The following is a 15,392-nucleotide window of genomic DNA, read 5'->3' on the forward strand; positions in this document are numbered from 1 at the left end:
TAGTTATGAAAAATCTATTTCGTTATTCTTTTTTAATGCTTGCCATTAGTGCAATGCTTTTTACGGGTTGTAAAGATGATAATAGTGATGAAACACCTGCAGTTAATCCTGCTGAAGTATTAATGGATCACCTGGTAACCATTGACATGGATTTGAACCACGTGCTCAAAAATGCAGATGGACAAAAGTTTGTAATGGCAGCCCCTGCTGATGGTGATTTGAGCGCCAAACATGTCATTGATATTCGTGAGGCTTCTGCTTTTGCTTCAGGCCATATTTCAGGAGCGGTCAATGTTCAGCTAGCTAATATTTTAACAGAAGCTGCCAGTGCAACCAAACCAATTTTGGTGGTTTGTTATACAGGCCAAACAGCTTGTTATGCCACCTCACTATTGCGTTTATACGGATACCATGATGCTCAGGCGCTTAAGTGGGGTATGAGTGGTTGGAACTCAGCTACTGACAGCTGGTCTGCTCAAACTGATGATTTAGCCGATGGACATGCTAACTGGAGTTACAACGCTACAGCTCCAACACCAAGTGTGTATGATATCCCTGAATTTATGACGACAGCCACCACAGGTGAAGCTATTCTTAAGGAAAGAGTGGAGTATGTTTTGTCACAAGGTTTTAAAACAGCAAAAGCAAGTGATGTTTTAGCCACTCCTACCAACTACTACATTAACAACTATTTTAACACAACTGATTATGGTGCTTTTGGCCATATTGATGGTGCTTACCGTTTACATGAGTTATTAATTAATCCATCATCAGCAGCTGTTGCATCGATGACTAATATTGACCCAAGTAAAGATATCATCACCTATTGCTATACTGGTCAAACTTCCGCTGTTGTTACGGCTTACTTAAGAGTATTGGGATACGATGCGTATAGCTTAACATTTGGAATGAATAAGCTATTCAACTCAGAAGATAGCTGGTCAACTAACCAATGGGGTGGTGACTCTAATTCTAAAGATTTACCACTCGTCCAGTAATCAGGAATTATTACCAAGCCGTTTGCAAAAGCGGCTTGCTTCACACATTAAAAATCAAGTTACTATGATTAAAAATATTTTTCTATTGGCCTTTGCAGTCATCCTATTACTGCCGGCCAAAGGGTTTGCTCAGGGGTGCGAAGAACCGGCCGAAGGCGACCAGATGCTTAAAATGTTTGGTTACTTACAAACGGAATACAATTATCAGTTTACTGATGACACAGAAAACGCCTTTAACTTCAGGCGTGCCCGCATAGGAGCCACTGGCAATATTCCTTACGACTTCTCCTACTACGTTTTAATGGAAATGAGCCCGATGATTAGCGGAAATGGGAGCGCTTATTTGTTAGATGCTTTTATTTCATATAACCGTTGGGATTGGGCCAAGATATCTGTTGGTTCATTTAAAAACCCATTTAGTATGGATTTAGGCGGTACAGCTTGTAGCGGTCTTCATACAATTTTTCGTTCGCGCGCTGTCGACCAGTTTATAGTACCTCAGCGCGATATGGGCATCATGGTGCTTGGTGGTAACCGCGAAACATTTTTGCAATATCGCCTTGCTTTTATGAATGGTGTTGGAACACTAAATCATGAAAATAACAATAAAAAAGATTTTGTAGGACGAATTATCTTACATCCATTTGACGCCTTATACCTTGGTGGTAGTTACCGTAAAGCATATCCTTTGGCCGACGAAGGCGAAGAACGAACTTCTTATGCTGTTGAAGCTGAATTTAACTATGGTAACTTTAAGTTATTAGGTGAATATATTTATGATGAAGGCGCTATCGACCGTTCATTAGGTGGTGGTTGCGGAGGCGAATTATTGCCTATTGGCGACGAGCGTAAAGGTGCCTATGTGCAAGCCATGTACATGACGCAGTATAATGTTCAGCCAGTATTTAAATATGAATTTTTTGATGCTGGTATTAATGACTATCGTGAAGACGTGATGACATTTGGCGTTAACTACTTCTTTAACGACTGGACGCGCCTGCAAGTAAATTACCTATACAGAGCAGAAGACCCAACAGAAGTAAAAAACGATGGTCTTTACATGCAACTACAAGTGAAATTTTAATCGATAAAAACAAAGAAGATGAAAAGAATAAGTATAATAGCAGCGCTTGTTATTTATACACTGGGAGCAGCTGCACAGGGCGATTTTATTTCGGTTAAAGAACTGGCTGGTAAAATCAACAGCAAAGAGGTCATCATTATCGATGCCCGCAAAGATGCAGAATATAAGAAAGTACACATACGTAATGCCATTAGCTTTCCGGTCGAAGAATTATCAACCAAAACACCGATTGAAGGCCTATTAAAAAGCGATGCCGAAGTGTGCAAAATAATGGGAGCCCACGGTGTTGACTTCAGTAAAGAGATTGTGTTGTATTGCAACAAAGGCAGCAATGCAGGCCGAATGTACTGGATAATGAAAATGATGGGCGCTACTAATGTGAAATTACTAGATGGCAACCTGGATGCCTGGAAAGCGGCTCGCAAACCGGTAACACGCATGCCTAAAATGCCTAAGAAAACAACTGTTACGGCTAAACTAAATAAGTCGGTTTACTTATCGATGGCCGATGTTAAAGCTAAAAAAAGTAATGCTAATGTAGTATTGGTTGATGCCCGTAAAGATGAATATTTCAATGGCACCGACCCCAAAAGCAAGGGTCACATCGAAGGCGCTGTCAGCATCAACTCTGACCTGATGCGGGATGACAAAGGCTTACTAAAATCGGCCGAGGAATTAAACAAGTTGTTCGCGTCAAAAGGCGTAACAAAAGATAAAGAAGTGATTCTGTATTGCCAGACAAGTACACGTGCCGGATTATTATACACCATTATGACCACCAAACTTGGCTACAAAAATGTTAAAGTATACGATGGTGCCTACAACGAGTGGGTGACTGCCAACAAAGTGGTTTCTTAAAAATACCCATTAAATCAGTTTAACTTGATTTTTACAGGCTGCTCTCAATCCTTGAGCAGCCTGTTTTTCGAAACAAAAGGATGGCATCCTTCCGAATTACTTATCCAAGGAAAACCAATACCGCAATCAACACCCAGAAAACCCACTGGAACATTTTGAATAAGCCTCCCTTAACCGATGAAGAAAGACCAACAATTATCTGTACACCTGCAAAAAAGGCATAATTCATCCCAATAAAATTAAGTACCATAGTTGGGTCGTACATGCAGTTTTCGTAGTTGATACCTACCATTATCAAAACCAGCGATGATAAAATCTGGTAAACCGAGATGTAATGAAAAACGGATAGAATCACATTTTTGGGTATTGTCTCTAAATCGCATGCCAGGAAAGGTTTCAGATACATCTTTGTTCCGGCAGTGAAGTGCCCTAATGTTGCCAGTCCGGCTACGATTCCGGCCATTAATACTAATACATTCATACAATCATTTATTTTGGTTATCAATATAGTCAGTCACTATTTTGCGAGCTTCTTTCTCGTCCTTTTCCAGCACAATAATTTTAGCACCCTCTGATTGAATGGGTTCATATAAATGTACATTTAGTAAGCTGTTTTTCATGAAATTAGAAATATTAGAAGCTTCCAGTAGTGTACGTATCATTTCTGCTTCCCATAACGTGCCTGAGAACACCTCAACTGTTAACTGTTTATCCTCTTCGTTACTCATATCAGCAACTTACAAATAGTAAACGAGCAAATCAATAGATAAAGAGCTGTGTATAGCGCTAAAGTGTCCCATGCCGGTTTATAATTTGTACAAAACTGATGTCATCGCTCTTAGCGATGACATCATTAACTTTTAAAATTGTTCGCAATAACGCTGGAATTAATCATCCAGGTTTGTTTTAAAAAACCGTTCCGGATTATCATTGGCAATTGTCCTAAAATCATCTTCTCCCAAATAAGCCCTTAAATCAATGCTAAAACGGCGCTCGGTAGCTTCAGTCTCCACCATGTAATAGTCGGAGCCAAACAGCACTTTCGGCTTTAAAACCTCATCTTGTAACAACACTTTTAGCATCGGGAAAAACTCCTGCTCATTGAGTGTAAAAGAAATGTCGGAATACAAATTCGGATATTTCTCAATCATCTCTTTAATGATTAAAAACCAATTATCCTTATTACCAGGATTATCCAGAAACTCTTTCCAGTAATGCGACGAACCAAAATGTCCCAGGCAAATTTTTAAATCAGGAAAATCGGCCATCACATACTTCCAATTGAGCGGATTGGTAAACTGTGAACACATCACCTTACGGCTCATGCCTCGTGTATCAATCTTATCGTGCGACTTTTTCAGCAGTTTCTTAAGCTCTTTTTTCTTCCCCTTGAAATGTACCGGGTTAAACGGGCTACAATGCGTGATAATAGGCAAAGTATGTTTCTGGCAATACTCATACACCGGATACATGCGTTCATCATAAGGAAAATAACCTAATGGCGGATACACTTTCACACCTTTGAACTCCCACTCTTCAACACATTGCTTTAAAATATCCATATACCCTTCACGACGCGGGTCGATATGTACAAAAGGCATCACTTCTGGATGCTTTTGCTTTAACTCACCTAACTCGCGTAGTTGCTCAATATAGGCCCGTGGCACTTTGCCGGCTCCCATGTAGGCCATGTCCATAGCCAGCACACCAAATTTACTGTTCGCTGGATAAAAGCGCTGGCACTCTTTAAATATAGCTTCCTGGTTACCCAGGCGACCAATCTCTACAAACTTAACATAGCGGTCGAAAGCATCGTTATCCGAAAATGGGTTGATGTTGTTTAAGATGCGGGATATAACTTTAAAGCCCGGCTTAGTTGATAACACACGGACAAGTCCTAATGGCAGGAAGCCCCGTGGAATATCCGCATCCTTAAAGGTGTGGATGTGACTGTTGTAAATCATCGTTTTGTTTTAGGTTAGAAAACGGCAACAATGATAGTGAAAAAGTAGGGAGCTTTAAAAGTTGCCTGGCATTTCGAAGTCAATACACTCTTACCAAAAGTTTTTCGTCAAGAGACAATTAAAATTCCATCAAGATGAAAATATATTTTCATCAGGAAGAAAAATAATTTCCCTCTTGATAGAAATTACAGACCTGTCAAAAGCTTATTGATGCAACTCCGGTATGTGCGCCCCACGGGCAGCAGTTGGCCGCCAACTTGCAACACATTGCCCTTAATGGCTTTTATATATTTACTGGCAACCAGATATTGACGATGAATTCGAATAAAACCATTCGGAGTTAGTTGCGCTTCCATGTGACTAAGGCGTTCGCGCGAAGTAAGTTTCCCATTTTGGTGATAAACTATCACATAATCACCAAAACTTTCAATATAACAAATATCGTCTATTGACAGGCGAATAATCTCTTTATTGGCTTTTATATTAATTATCGCCTTATCATTGATTACATCATTTGTTGTATGAATCCCTAAGCGCTCATAATAGCGGTCAATGGCACGCCCCAGTCTTTCAACAGATATAGGTTTAACCAGGTAATCCAACACATCTAAATCATAGGCTTCTACGGCATAATTACGATAAGCCGTAGTAAAAATAACAGCTGGCTGATGGCGTAATGACTTTAAGAACTCAATACCATTCATTAGTGGCATTTCAATATCTGAAAAGATGATATCAACCTGATGGTTGCGCAGAAATGTTAATGCCTTAGAAGCTGAAGTAAATGATTCTGCTATTTCCACTTCAGGGAAAGCTTTCAGATGCCTTTCAAGTATTCTGATTGCAATTGGCTCATCATCAATAATAATGCATTTACTCTTCTTCATTACCTACTGAATTAATGGTTAAGATGGCTTCAAAAGTGGCCTCATCCCTTTCGGTTGTAAGCATAAATCGATTACCATACATTAACTCTAAACGTCGCTTGAGATTGGTTAAACCAATACCGCCTGTCGCTATTTCACTTTTTTCGTTTCCATTACAGGAATTACACACAAAAAAGTGGATAGATTCTTTGGCTTTTATATGGATATCAACCTTTAGGATGCCATCTTTTGACGGTTTTCCATGCTTAAAGGCATTTTCTACTAAAGTGAGAAGCAAGAGAGGTGCCATGCTAAAATCTCGCTCCAGCTCCTTGGTAAATGTGAGTTGTAAACTCTCTCCAAAACGCACTTTTTGAATGGCTGTATAGTTCTCAATTTGCTTTATTTCATCACTCAACAACACCTCATCATTACTTTTATACAACATATAATCCAGTATCTCTGACAGTTGCATAATCACCTCCGGCGTATGCTCCGACTTTTCGAGACTTAAGCCATAAATACAGTTTAGTGCATTGAATAAAAAGTGTGGATTAACCTGGCTTTTGAGCAAATCGAGCTCTACCTCTTTAACCTTTAAATGAGCCTCAAAGGCCTGTTTGTCCTTTTCTTCCTTCTGCCGTTGAAGGCTTAATGTTTCTACAACAAAACGAAAAGCCACCCCTCCAAATACAATCATATTTACACCTCCCACCTGGTATCTGACACGATTGGCTTCTTCTATCTTATCAGCATTATCGAAACTCCAAAAGAAAAAGTGCAGAATAAAGGTTAGGATACTCTCCAGCCAAAAAGCTGTTACAAACACAAAGAGTGAGAAGATTATAAAACGAAAATATCGCCGACCAGCAAGATTGGTCTTTGTTACAAAGCGATGGTGAATATCGACACAGGCAAAAGAGATAAATAGAAATATCAATGTAAACGTGAGCGACACCTTTTCCGGCGCATCCCAACCTCCATAAAACAGCTTAAAGAAATAATAGGCAAACAACCAATAAAGAGCAAAGACACCATTTATGATGAGTTGTCGCTTATTAATATTCTCCATCGTTAGCATTGCACCAAATTAGTAAAAATTGCCCGGCAACTTTAAATCTGAACCAAATTTGCGTTCAACGGTTTGTCACACGCGACCAACAACACAAAGTACCGTAAACATCGTTTCTGATTCATTCAGCTTACTTTTAATAACGTTCATCGCATTTCTTTTGAATACCTATGGCTGCCCCATATGTTTGGCATATATTGTTAAACCAAATTAATTCATCATGATTGATTTTTTAGTACAAGGTGGCATTCTGGGAATGTCTGTTATTACAGGCTTTGGCATTGCAGCCATTGTTATGGCCATCCTAAATGCGTATTATCTTTTTAAAGGCCAAGAGGCATCACAAAAGAAACTGAACAGTGTGCTTTATCTTGGTAGTCTTGCGTTCTTTGCCGGTCTGGTATGGAATGCCATTGGCATGTATGAAATTTTAGACGTGATTCAGCGCATGGGAAGTGTGTCACAATCGGCCTTAGCAGGGGGATTAAAAGCAGCCAGCATTAGCACAATTTATGGCTTATCTTTATTTTTTATTGCATATGTATGTTGGTATTTATTACGCCTGAAAATCAACAATTAGCAGACTATTTCAATATTAAAAAGTAACTGATGTTATCACTCAACGTGATAACATCAGTTGCAATCATCATCAAAGTACTAACAACCATCACAATCTTACTTTTAATCGTATCTTTGCCGAAAATTGATACACGATGAAGTTTGAAGAGTTTGGCTTAAACGAGAAGATTACCAAAAGCATTGACCAATTAGGCTACAAGCGCCCCACTGATATTCAGTTTAAAGCAATACCTGCCATTTTGGAGAAAGAAGATGTGCTGGCCATTGCCCAAACAGGTACAGGTAAGTCGGCAGCTTTTGTCATTCCAATTCTTCAGTTGCTTCAGAAAAAGCGTAAAAACCGCGACGCTGGTGTACGCTGTATCGTAATGGTACCAACGCACGAGCTGGCCAAGCAAATCACCGATGTGTTTAAACAGATCGGTAAAAATACGGCGTTAAAATTCACAGCTATTTACGGCGGTGTTGACCAAACCGAACAAGTGGAGCGTTTGAAAAAAGGTACAGATGTGTTAGTAGCTACACCCGGACGTTTATTCGACTATATCAACCAAGGCGTGGTGAAGGTTTATAACGCTGAGATTTTAGTCCTGGACGAAGCCGACCACATGCTCGATTTGGGCTTTTACAAGGACATTCAGGACTTAATAAAATACTTGCCTAAACAACGTCAGACTTTGTTTTTCTCAGCAACCATTGATAAAAAAATCAAAAAGCTGGCCTATTCTTTGGTTCGTCGACCTATTCGCATTCAGATATCGCCTAAAAACCCTGTGGCCAAGAACATTGAGCATTCGGTGGCCTTTATCAAGATGGACGATAAACGCTTCTTTCTGGAACGCGTACTGAGAAGTAATCCTGATAAAAAAATTCTGGCTTTTGTTCGCACCAAAGTACGTTGCGAACGTGTGCTTAAAGCCATGGAACGAGTGAAGATGGAGGCTGTCACCATTCACAGTGACAAAACACAGGACGAACGCGACCAGGTTATGAAGCAATTTAAGACAGGTGAAATTAAGCTTCTTATCGCCACCGATGTAAGCGCACGAGGCATCGACATCCCTAATGTAGACATTGTGGTTAACTACGACCTACCTGAGCAACCTGAGAATTACGTTCACCGCGTTGGACGAACAGGTCGTGGTAAGCAAAAAGGAACCGCCATTGCTTTCTGCAGCGAAGAAGAAAAAGAGCTTCTGGCCACCATTGAAGAATATACTGGCTATCCTATTGATGTAACCGACATTGACCACGAAGAATATGCCGATACCATTGACTTCTCAACCGAAACGCATGCCGATTGGAAAACACTGATGCGACAAGCAGAAGAAGATGAAGCCGAATTTATGGCCATCAAAAAGAAACGCGCAAAGAAAAAGAAGAAATAAACTATAAGGAGTTATAGTATTCAACTAATTCTTTGACACTTTCGGGCTTACGAAACTTGATTTTGTTCCTTTTCAAATATTGAGCTATTTCATTGTGGTGCTTGGGTATTAGCCTAATAAAGTCATTTTTGTTATAAACAGGAACTAAATACCCCTCACCAAACGTCATAAATGTAGTTGGAGCGTGCTTTTTGAACTCTGGAGGTCTCGCTTCCTGAAATGGCTTTGGCTCTTCTCCCTCTTTTAGTATAACTTTATGCTTTAAAAACAAACTACATTTTCCCTCTTCTTCAAAGAGGGATTCGAAATATCCAATCTCCTTATTTTTCGAAAGCTTAAACGACCTCAGCACAAATAAATGATCATCTAATTGAATTTTTGGAACAAGTCTCTCCTTCGGTATATTATAAAACTTCTCTCCCTTCTTAATTTCCATCAAATCATTATAAACATTATAACGTATTGTTAATCCCTCAATCTTCTTTCTTTCATCAAGATAAACTGAAGCGCTAGTTGTTTCAAAAATATGCGGTGACCCTTTGTAGTTGACAGATTGAACTCCATCAATTATTTCTTGACCTTTAAAATCCATCCAAAACTCTTCAAATTGGGGACTTATCATATCTTGAGAGACAACCAATGAAGTAATTAAAGTTAAGCTAAGAGTTAAAAAAACTGCTTTCATATAAAATAGGTTTAGTTTATCTAGACCTAATTTAAAACTTTCTCAGTCAAAAGCCTAATTATAATATAATTATTTATTATTTAGAGAATTGTAGTAATCCACCAGCAATCTTATACTTTCCAGCTTCTTAAACTTGATTTTATTCGTTTTGATAAAAGAACCCAATTCCTTTTGATGATCAGGAGCTAATTCTAGAAAGTCATTTTTGTTTTTAATGCTCATTAAATCGCCATTTTCACATGCGATAAAAGCTTTTGGCTGTTTCTTGATAAACTCAGCAGGCTTTGCATCTTTAAAAGCACCTGGCTCTTCAGGTTCATTGAGAATAACTCGATATTGTGAATATAAGGTCAGTTTCCCTTTAATTTCTGTAACAAAATATCCTGTTTTCTTCTTCGCTGTTGAGGTGTATGCTTTCAATTCTAATATCTTATCTCCCAGTTTGAGTTCAGAAAAAATATCCTCTTTAGGAACAATATAATACTGACCATCTTTATCAATTTCAACTTGATCTTCATAAGCATTATATCGTATTTTTAAATCCTTAACAACTTCTTTGTCAGACCGAATAATACTTGCATCTTCAACGGCAAATAAATAGGGCGACCCTTTATAAGTTGCTGTACTTTCGGACACTCTAACTTTTGAGGAGCCCAGTTCTCTCATAAAAACTTCATAATCCGGAATACTTCCGGTTTGAGCTTTAATTGAAAAAAGTCCTATTATAATGAGAACGACACTTGTAATTAAGTTTTTCATAATTTAACTATTTGGGTATGGGTAATAAAGGAACATCTATATAAATTTGGTATTTTGATGTCTATCAAAGTGCATTATAATACTCAACCAATAGTTTGACACTTTCGGGCTTTTTAAACTTAATTTTATTGGTTTTAATAAAAGCTGCTAATTCTTTTTGATGATCAGGAGTAATATCCAGAAAGTCGTTCTTGTTTTTTATTAGTAGCAAAACTTCTGCATCAAACGTGATAAATAAGTCTGCGGGCTTACTCTTAAACGTTGCAGGTTTTGCATCCTGGAAGGGTTTTGGTTCACTTGCTTCTTGTAGAAAAACATTATGCCTCAAATACAAACTACATAACGAATCATTAACAATAGATTCAAAATAACCTATCTGCCTTTTACTGGTTTCTTTAAAGATCTTTAAATAGAAGTGACGATCCTCTAACACAATGTGCGGAAATAGTTTTTCTTTCGGAATGGCATAAAAATTCTCACCTTTTTTAATCTCCATCCTATCATTATAAACATTATAACGAATGGTCAAACTATCAATTATATGTCCATCTTGAAGCAGAATTGATGAAAAATTACTTTCAAACAGATAAGGAGTCCCGCTATAATTAGCTTCTTCCTTTCCTTCTATAAAGTGGCTTTGTTCGACATCTCGCCAAAACTTATTAAATTCAGGTGAAGCCAGATAATCTTGTGCATCTATAGCAAAGGGCAATAATAAGACTAAAAAAATAAGTGAAGTTTTCATAGGGTTGGACTTTTTATAAAATTATAAAAAATCCTATTAAGTCAAAACCTACTTGACTTCTTCAAAATCAACATATTCACCTTCATTGTCATCCACTACATGGTTTGACTTCTTTTGAGAGTTTTTTTGTACCGTTACTTTTCCTTCTTGTTGCTGTGCTTGTTGTTGATAATTGCTGGCAGCCCCTTGTTGTTGCTTCTGCATTCGTTCAACTCCTTTTTTCATCAGGTAAGGAAGTAGCAAGCGCCCAATTATTTTAAAGAGGTAATAAAATGTGATTAGAAAAAATATTGTTTTAAAAAGACCTACAAGCATATCAATTAGTTTTAATCAAAGATAAGATGATTACGACAATTATCGTGCAAAAGTTAAGTGCAAGGGATCTTCATGTCAAGTATTCATACTCTAAACTGTTTTAGTTGACAGAATGGCACGGTTTCAAGAAAAAAAGGATCGCATCTTTATTTGCGATAAAACAAGTAAAGATGCGATCCTTTGTATTTAATGTCACAATTCAGTCCTAACTTTCCAGTTTCCCAGCTTCTTCAACCGCTTTTTGGAAAATATCGTCTACCCGGTGGAGAATTGGATAAAACCCTTCGTTATCTATCATATTACGGGCAATATAAGCCTTTAACTCAATCTCAATCAACTGTTTTGACGTTTGATATTCTTTACTACTATATTCAACACCTTTATCTTTGGCAAAGCGGAGGAAATCGCTCAATAATGCCTGTTTGTCCAGGTATTTTTCCAGAGCTTCAGCATTAGTATACGCCTCTAATTTTGCACGATGATTATCGGTATATTGTAAGGCATAGCGATAAATAATACCATTCATCCTTAGTTTGTAGAAATAATCTGTTATCATGCTTGTATCACGAGGAATAAAAATATCGGGCATTATGCCACCTCCTCCGTATACAGTACGTCCATTCTTAGTGGTGTATTTTAATTCATCATCAAACTCAATGCTATCCTGATTAAAGAATTCGCCATGTTCATAACGCTTATAGATATCTTCGTAATAATCTTCATTACCATTGTCATATGGTTTTTGAATAAATCGTCCACTAGGCGTATGGTAGCGAGCAACCGTTAAACGTAATGCCGAACCATCGGATAAAGGGATTTGCTGTTGCACCAGTCCTTTACCAAAGGAACGTCGACCAATCACCAACCCTCGGTCGTTATCCTGAATAGCACCTGCAAAAATCTCACTGGCTGAGGCTGAAAATTCATCTATCAGCACAATCACTTTTGTGTCCTGGCAGGTTCCGGCGCCGTTGGCATGCACATTCTGACGTTTTTGTGCTTTTCCTTCTGTATACACTATCAAATCTTTCGCCGGTAAAAATTCGTTACACAAGCGAATCGCTACATCTAACAGCCCTCCCGAGTTTCCTCGAAAATCAATAATCACCTCCTGGCAATTATTAGCCTTAAGCTTTGCCAACGCCGTTAAAAACTCCTGATATGTATTTTGTGCAAACTTGTCAACCTTAATATAACCGGTGGTTTCGTTCACCATATAACTCACCTCAACGCTATAGATTGGTATACTACCACGTGTTATATTAAAATCAATCAAGTCTTTATTAGGACGACGAAGCACTCCAACTTTAACATCGGTCCCCATCTCACCTCTCAACTTCTTCATTACATCGTTAGTGGCAATATTTTTACCGGCAATAATCGAATCATCAACGGCTACAATGCGGTCACCCGGCAAAATACCAACTTTCTCCGATGGCCCGCCCTGAATCACCTGAATCACCATCACGGTATCGTTCTGCATGCTAAACTGCACGCCGATGCCGCCAAAATTCCCTTGTAATTCCTCGTTCACTTTGTTTAAATCTTTGGCAGGTATATAAACCGAATGGGGATCAAGATCTTTCAAGATTTCCGGAATAATTCGCTCCTCAATACTCAATCGATCTATCGTATCAACATATTCATCTTCAATCAGAGTTATTATACCATCCAACTTATTATTGGCCTGTGGGTAGATCATCAAAGGATTACTACTGCCCGGGCCTGGAGATTTTATAAAATTTCTTCCTATAAAAACCCCTAATGCCACCAAAAGAGCATACAGGAATGGCATAAATATTTGCTTGCGTGTATTTGACATGTTTCGTTAGTTTTATGCTATAAGTCGTATCTATTGTTGTGAGCTTCCAATTATTAAACCGTCTTCTACCTTAATGAGTTCATCTTCGATATGAACAACTTCAATGTTAGCCCTGGTTAGTAGATCCAACCCGTCTGTATTATGGTATTTTTCGGCAAAGACAACACGTTTGATTCCTGCCTGGATAATAAGTTTAGAACATTCAATACAAGGTGAAGCAGTTACGTATAAAGTTGAATTATCGGAGCTATTATTTGAACGCGCTACCTTAGTAATCGCATTCGCTTCGGCATGAAGCACATAAGGTTTCGTCTTGTTATCACAATCTTCACATTCGTTTTCAAAACCCGATGGTGTGCCATTATAGCCATCACTGATAATCATCTTATCTTTAACAATAATAGCCCCCACTTGCCGGCGAACACAATAGGAATTTTGTGCCCATATGCGTGCCATGGCCAGATAGCGTTGGTCAAGCAGAAACTGCTTTCTCTGTTTTTTATCGTCTTTATGCATATTTTAAGATTGCTTGTTACAAAAGTAACAAAATATGCTTCGGACAAAAGTTACTATCTGAAAAGAATAGGCTTAACAGCATTATCCACAACAATGTGATACTGTTTTAATGCAAAATATTACGTCGTTTTCTCCGATGAAAGTAATCGATAATGAATAAAATGCCAGTAATAAAAAATGGAAGTGTCAATAAAAAAACGGGCAGAAGGCTTTTAAAAACCGAATGATTCATCCTGAAATTATGACGAAACACCAATACTGATAAAGCCAAACCCAAAAAAATGAGAATACTCCCTCCTGTTAATTCTTTGCGCCAAACATAAATTAAGAATGCTATCAATGCAAAAGAAGGGATCATGTGCATAATAAAATTCCGTATCTGATGCCAGGTATTGAAAGTAGAATCAAAAGCATCTAAAGCAAAAAGCGATATAAATGCAACGGTTGCTATATAGATGACACGGGGTGTCCAATACAATATTTTACTTCGACTAGCCATATATGGAATATACGACGAATTGAGTCGTAGGTCAAGGATTTGCAGCCCACTAATAATCTTAATACTTTTGCTTCTCACATAGATAACTAATTCGATGAAAAAGATATTGATTACCGGCGGTGCCGGATTTATTGGATCACATGTTGTTCGTTTGTTCGTGGAAAAATACCCCGATTACCATATTTACAATCTGGATGCTCTCACCTACGCTGGCAATCTTGAAAACCTGAAAGATATTGAGTCGAAGAGCAACTATTCGTTTATCAAGGCCGATATAACCGATGCTGATAAAATGAACGAATTATTTGCCCAATACACCTTCGATGGGGTCATTCATTTGGCAGCCGAATCACATGTCGATCGTTCCATTTCCGATCCACTGGCTTTTATCAAAACCAACATATTAGGAACGGTTAATTTGTTGAATGCAGCCAAATCAGCCTGGAAGGATAACATGGATAAACACTTGTTCTATCATATTTCGACCGATGAAGTATATGGCTCTTTGGGCGAAACCGGCCTTTTTACCGAAACCACCGCTTACGACCCGCGAAGTCCTTATTCATCATCAAAAGCCAGTTCCGACCATTTGGTGCGCGCCTACCATCATACTTATGGCATGCAGGTGGTTATTAGTAACTGTTCCAACAACTACGGTCCCAATCAGTTTCCGGAAAAACTAATTCCACTGTCCATCAATAATATCAAAAACAATAAGCCCATTCCTATTTACGGCAAAGGTGAGAATATACGCGATTGGTTATATGTACTCGACCATGCCCGTGCCATTGATGACATTTACCACCTAGGCAAAAATGGCGAGACTTATAACATTGGCGGCATTAACGAATGGACTAACATCGACCTCATCCATAAACTGTGCGAAGTGATGGATAAAAAGCTGGGACGCCAAGCTGGCGAATCGGCACAGCTCATCACCTTTGTGAAGGATCGTGCAGGGCACGATATGCGTTATGCCATTGACGCTACTAAGCTCACTAAAGAGCTCAACTGGCAGCCTTCGCTTCAATTCGAAGAAGGTATTGAAAAAACCGTTGACTGGTATCTGGATAACGAAGAGTGGCTGAATAACATTATATCAGGTGATTACGAGAACTATTACAACGAACAATATAGTGACAGATAAATAATTGCTAATTCAACAATAATAAGGCGCAGAGCAATTTGCGCCTTGTTGACAAAAAGAATGGTCAAAACCATTTCTAAACACCAATTACGGCA

The 15,392-nt window shown here is 38.5% G+C and carries 18 protein-coding genes; 6 read left to right on the forward strand and 12 right to left on the reverse strand.

The genetic code is table 11. From position 1 onward, the window contains the following. Positions 1-5: 5 nt before the first annotated feature. The 3 genes from J1N10_RS08050 (at position 6) to J1N10_RS08060 (ending at position 2,940) form a co-directional block, all read left to right on the forward strand. Complete coding sequence (locus J1N10_RS08050; protein WP_262326178.1) at positions 6-998, forward strand: rhodanese-like domain-containing protein; 993 nt, start codon at positions 6-8, stop codon at positions 996-998. A gap of 64 nt (positions 999-1,062) precedes the next feature. Then, entirely contained in the window at positions 1,063-2,082 is a 1,020-nt protein-coding gene (locus J1N10_RS08055) for an OprO/OprP family phosphate-selective porin (protein ID WP_262326179.1), read from the forward strand. An 18-nt stretch (positions 2,083-2,100) separates the two neighbouring features. Beyond that, on the forward strand, positions 2,101-2,940 hold the full coding sequence (locus J1N10_RS08060) for a sulfurtransferase (protein WP_262326180.1): 840 nt from the start codon (positions 2,101-2,103) through the stop codon (positions 2,938-2,940). 100 nt (positions 2,941-3,040) lie between these two features. On the opposite strand, the gene J1N10_RS08065 is transcribed toward J1N10_RS08060, so the two are convergent. The 5 genes from J1N10_RS08065 to J1N10_RS08085 all read right to left on the reverse strand — a co-directional run bounded on the left by J1N10_RS08065 (position 3,041) and on the right by J1N10_RS08085 (position 6,842). Then, a complete protein-coding gene (locus J1N10_RS08065) occupies positions 3,041-3,421 on the reverse strand; it encodes a hypothetical protein (protein WP_262326181.1) in 381 nt (126 codons plus the stop codon). A 4-nt stretch (positions 3,422-3,425) separates the two neighbouring features. Next, positions 3,426-3,668 (reverse strand): DUF2007 domain-containing protein, encoded by a 243-nt coding sequence (locus tag J1N10_RS08070; protein ID WP_262326182.1) that lies wholly within the window; start codon positions 3,666-3,668, stop codon positions 3,426-3,428. A 159-nt stretch (positions 3,669-3,827) separates the two neighbouring features. Beyond that, positions 3,828-4,904, reverse strand: a complete 1,077-nt coding sequence (locus J1N10_RS08075; RefSeq protein ID WP_262326183.1) for an amidohydrolase family protein — start codon at positions 4,902-4,904, stop codon at positions 3,828-3,830. A 185-nt stretch (positions 4,905-5,089) separates the two neighbouring features. After that, entirely contained in the window at positions 5,090-5,791 is a 702-nt protein-coding gene (locus J1N10_RS08080) for a LytR/AlgR family response regulator transcription factor (RefSeq protein WP_262326184.1), read from the reverse strand. Beyond that, a complete protein-coding gene (locus J1N10_RS08085; RefSeq protein ID WP_262326185.1) occupies positions 5,778-6,842 on the reverse strand; it encodes a sensor histidine kinase in 1,065 nt (354 codons plus the stop codon). The genes J1N10_RS08080 and J1N10_RS08085 overlap by 14 nt, the downstream gene beginning before the upstream one ends. 220 nt (positions 6,843-7,062) lie before the next feature. Between J1N10_RS08085 and J1N10_RS08090 the strand changes: the two genes are divergently transcribed. Together J1N10_RS08090 and J1N10_RS08095 are read left to right on the forward strand one after the other, a co-directional pair. Continuing rightward, complete coding sequence (locus tag J1N10_RS08090; RefSeq protein WP_262326186.1) at positions 7,063-7,422, forward strand: MotA/TolQ/ExbB proton channel family protein; 360 nt, start codon at positions 7,063-7,065, stop codon at positions 7,420-7,422. Between the two features lie 133 nt (positions 7,423-7,555). Further along, on the forward strand, positions 7,556-8,809 hold the full coding sequence (locus tag J1N10_RS08095; protein ID WP_262326187.1) for a DEAD/DEAH box helicase: 1,254 nt from the start codon (positions 7,556-7,558) through the stop codon (positions 8,807-8,809). Between the two features lies 1 nt (position 8,810). Here the strand turns inward: J1N10_RS08095 and J1N10_RS08100 are convergent, their stop codons facing one another. From J1N10_RS08100 to J1N10_RS08130, 7 genes are all read right to left on the reverse strand, one after another. Beyond that, entirely contained in the window at positions 8,811-9,494 is a 684-nt protein-coding gene (locus J1N10_RS08100) for a hypothetical protein (protein ID WP_262326188.1), read from the reverse strand. A gap of 69 nt (positions 9,495-9,563) precedes the next feature. Further along, a complete protein-coding gene (locus J1N10_RS08105; protein ID WP_262326189.1) occupies positions 9,564-10,253 on the reverse strand; it encodes a hypothetical protein in 690 nt (229 codons plus the stop codon). 64 nt (positions 10,254-10,317) lie between these two features. After that, on the reverse strand, positions 10,318-10,998 hold the full coding sequence (locus tag J1N10_RS08110) for a hypothetical protein (protein ID WP_262326190.1): 681 nt from the start codon (positions 10,996-10,998) through the stop codon (positions 10,318-10,320). Positions 10,999-11,046: 48 nt separating this feature from the next. Then, complete coding sequence (locus J1N10_RS08115) at positions 11,047-11,313, reverse strand: DUF4834 family protein (RefSeq protein WP_262326191.1); 267 nt, start codon at positions 11,311-11,313, stop codon at positions 11,047-11,049. 205 nt (positions 11,314-11,518) lie between these two features. Next, on the reverse strand, positions 11,519-13,135 hold the full coding sequence (locus J1N10_RS08120; protein ID WP_262326192.1) for a S41 family peptidase: 1,617 nt from the start codon (positions 13,133-13,135) through the stop codon (positions 11,519-11,521). 30 nt (positions 13,136-13,165) lie between these two features. Further along, positions 13,166-13,651, reverse strand: coding sequence for a deoxycytidylate deaminase (locus tag J1N10_RS08125; RefSeq protein WP_262326193.1), 486 nt, complete (start codon positions 13,649-13,651; stop codon positions 13,166-13,168). 106 nt (positions 13,652-13,757) lie between these two features. Then, on the reverse strand, positions 13,758-14,228 hold the full coding sequence (locus tag J1N10_RS08130) for a DUF7670 domain-containing protein (protein ID WP_262326194.1): 471 nt from the start codon (positions 14,226-14,228) through the stop codon (positions 13,758-13,760). Between the two features lie 16 nt (positions 14,229-14,244). On the opposite strand from J1N10_RS08130, the gene rfbB reads away from it, so the two are divergent. Then, the gene (rfbB, locus tag J1N10_RS08135) at positions 14,245-15,297 is read left to right on the forward strand and encodes a dTDP-glucose 4,6-dehydratase (RefSeq protein ID WP_262326195.1); all 1,053 of its coding nucleotides are present in this window, start codon (positions 14,245-14,247) and stop codon (positions 15,295-15,297) included. The last annotated feature ends 95 nt before the right edge of the window (positions 15,298-15,392 follow it).

The organism is Carboxylicivirga litoralis, from assembly GCF_025499605.1.
GTDB lineage: Bacteria > Bacteroidota > Bacteroidia > Bacteroidales > Marinilabiliaceae > Carboxylicivirga > Carboxylicivirga litoralis.

What these genes read in the sequence shown, in the direction of transcription:
- J1N10_RS08120 (WP_262326192.1), bottom strand. Translation starts at nt 13,135, where the DNA reads ATGTCAAATACACGCAAGCAAATATTTATGCCATTCCTGTATGCTCTT.
- J1N10_RS08085 (WP_262326185.1), bottom strand. Translation starts at nt 6,842, where the DNA reads ATGGAGAATATTAATAAGCGACAACTCATCATAAATGGTGTCTTTGCT.
- J1N10_RS08075 (WP_262326183.1), bottom strand. Translation starts at nt 4,904, where the DNA reads ATGATTTACAACAGTCACATCCACACCTTTAAGGATGCGGATATTCCA.
- J1N10_RS08080 (WP_262326184.1), bottom strand. Translation starts at nt 5,791, where the DNA reads ATGAAGAAGAGTAAATGCATTATTATTGATGATGAGCCAATTGCAATC.
- J1N10_RS08055 (WP_262326179.1), top strand. Translation starts at nt 1,063, where the DNA reads ATGATTAAAAATATTTTTCTATTGGCCTTTGCAGTCATCCTATTACTG.
- J1N10_RS08050 (WP_262326178.1), top strand. Translation starts at nt 6, where the DNA reads ATGAAAAATCTATTTCGTTATTCTTTTTTAATGCTTGCCATTAGTGCA.
- J1N10_RS08070 (WP_262326182.1), bottom strand. Translation starts at nt 3,668, where the DNA reads ATGAGTAACGAAGAGGATAAACAGTTAACAGTTGAGGTGTTCTCAGGC.
- J1N10_RS08125 (WP_262326193.1), bottom strand. Translation starts at nt 13,651, where the DNA reads ATGCATAAAGACGATAAAAAACAGAGAAAGCAGTTTCTGCTTGACCAA.
- J1N10_RS08100 (WP_262326188.1), bottom strand. Translation starts at nt 9,494, where the DNA reads ATGAAAGCAGTTTTTTTAACTCTTAGCTTAACTTTAATTACTTCATTG.
- J1N10_RS08110 (WP_262326190.1), bottom strand. Translation starts at nt 10,998, where the DNA reads ATGAAAACTTCACTTATTTTTTTAGTCTTATTATTGCCCTTTGCTATA.
- J1N10_RS08065 (WP_262326181.1), bottom strand. Translation starts at nt 3,421, where the DNA reads ATGAATGTATTAGTATTAATGGCCGGAATCGTAGCCGGACTGGCAACA.
- J1N10_RS08095 (WP_262326187.1), top strand. Translation starts at nt 7,556, where the DNA reads ATGAAGTTTGAAGAGTTTGGCTTAAACGAGAAGATTACCAAAAGCATT.
- J1N10_RS08115 (WP_262326191.1), bottom strand. Translation starts at nt 11,313, where the DNA reads ATGCTTGTAGGTCTTTTTAAAACAATATTTTTTCTAATCACATTTTAT.
- J1N10_RS08060 (WP_262326180.1), top strand. Translation starts at nt 2,101, where the DNA reads ATGAAAAGAATAAGTATAATAGCAGCGCTTGTTATTTATACACTGGGA.
- J1N10_RS08105 (WP_262326189.1), bottom strand. Translation starts at nt 10,253, where the DNA reads ATGAAAAACTTAATTACAAGTGTCGTTCTCATTATAATAGGACTTTTT.
- J1N10_RS08090 (WP_262326186.1), top strand. Translation starts at nt 7,063, where the DNA reads ATGATTGATTTTTTAGTACAAGGTGGCATTCTGGGAATGTCTGTTATT.
- rfbB (WP_262326195.1), top strand. Translation starts at nt 14,245, where the DNA reads ATGAAAAAGATATTGATTACCGGCGGTGCCGGATTTATTGGATCACAT.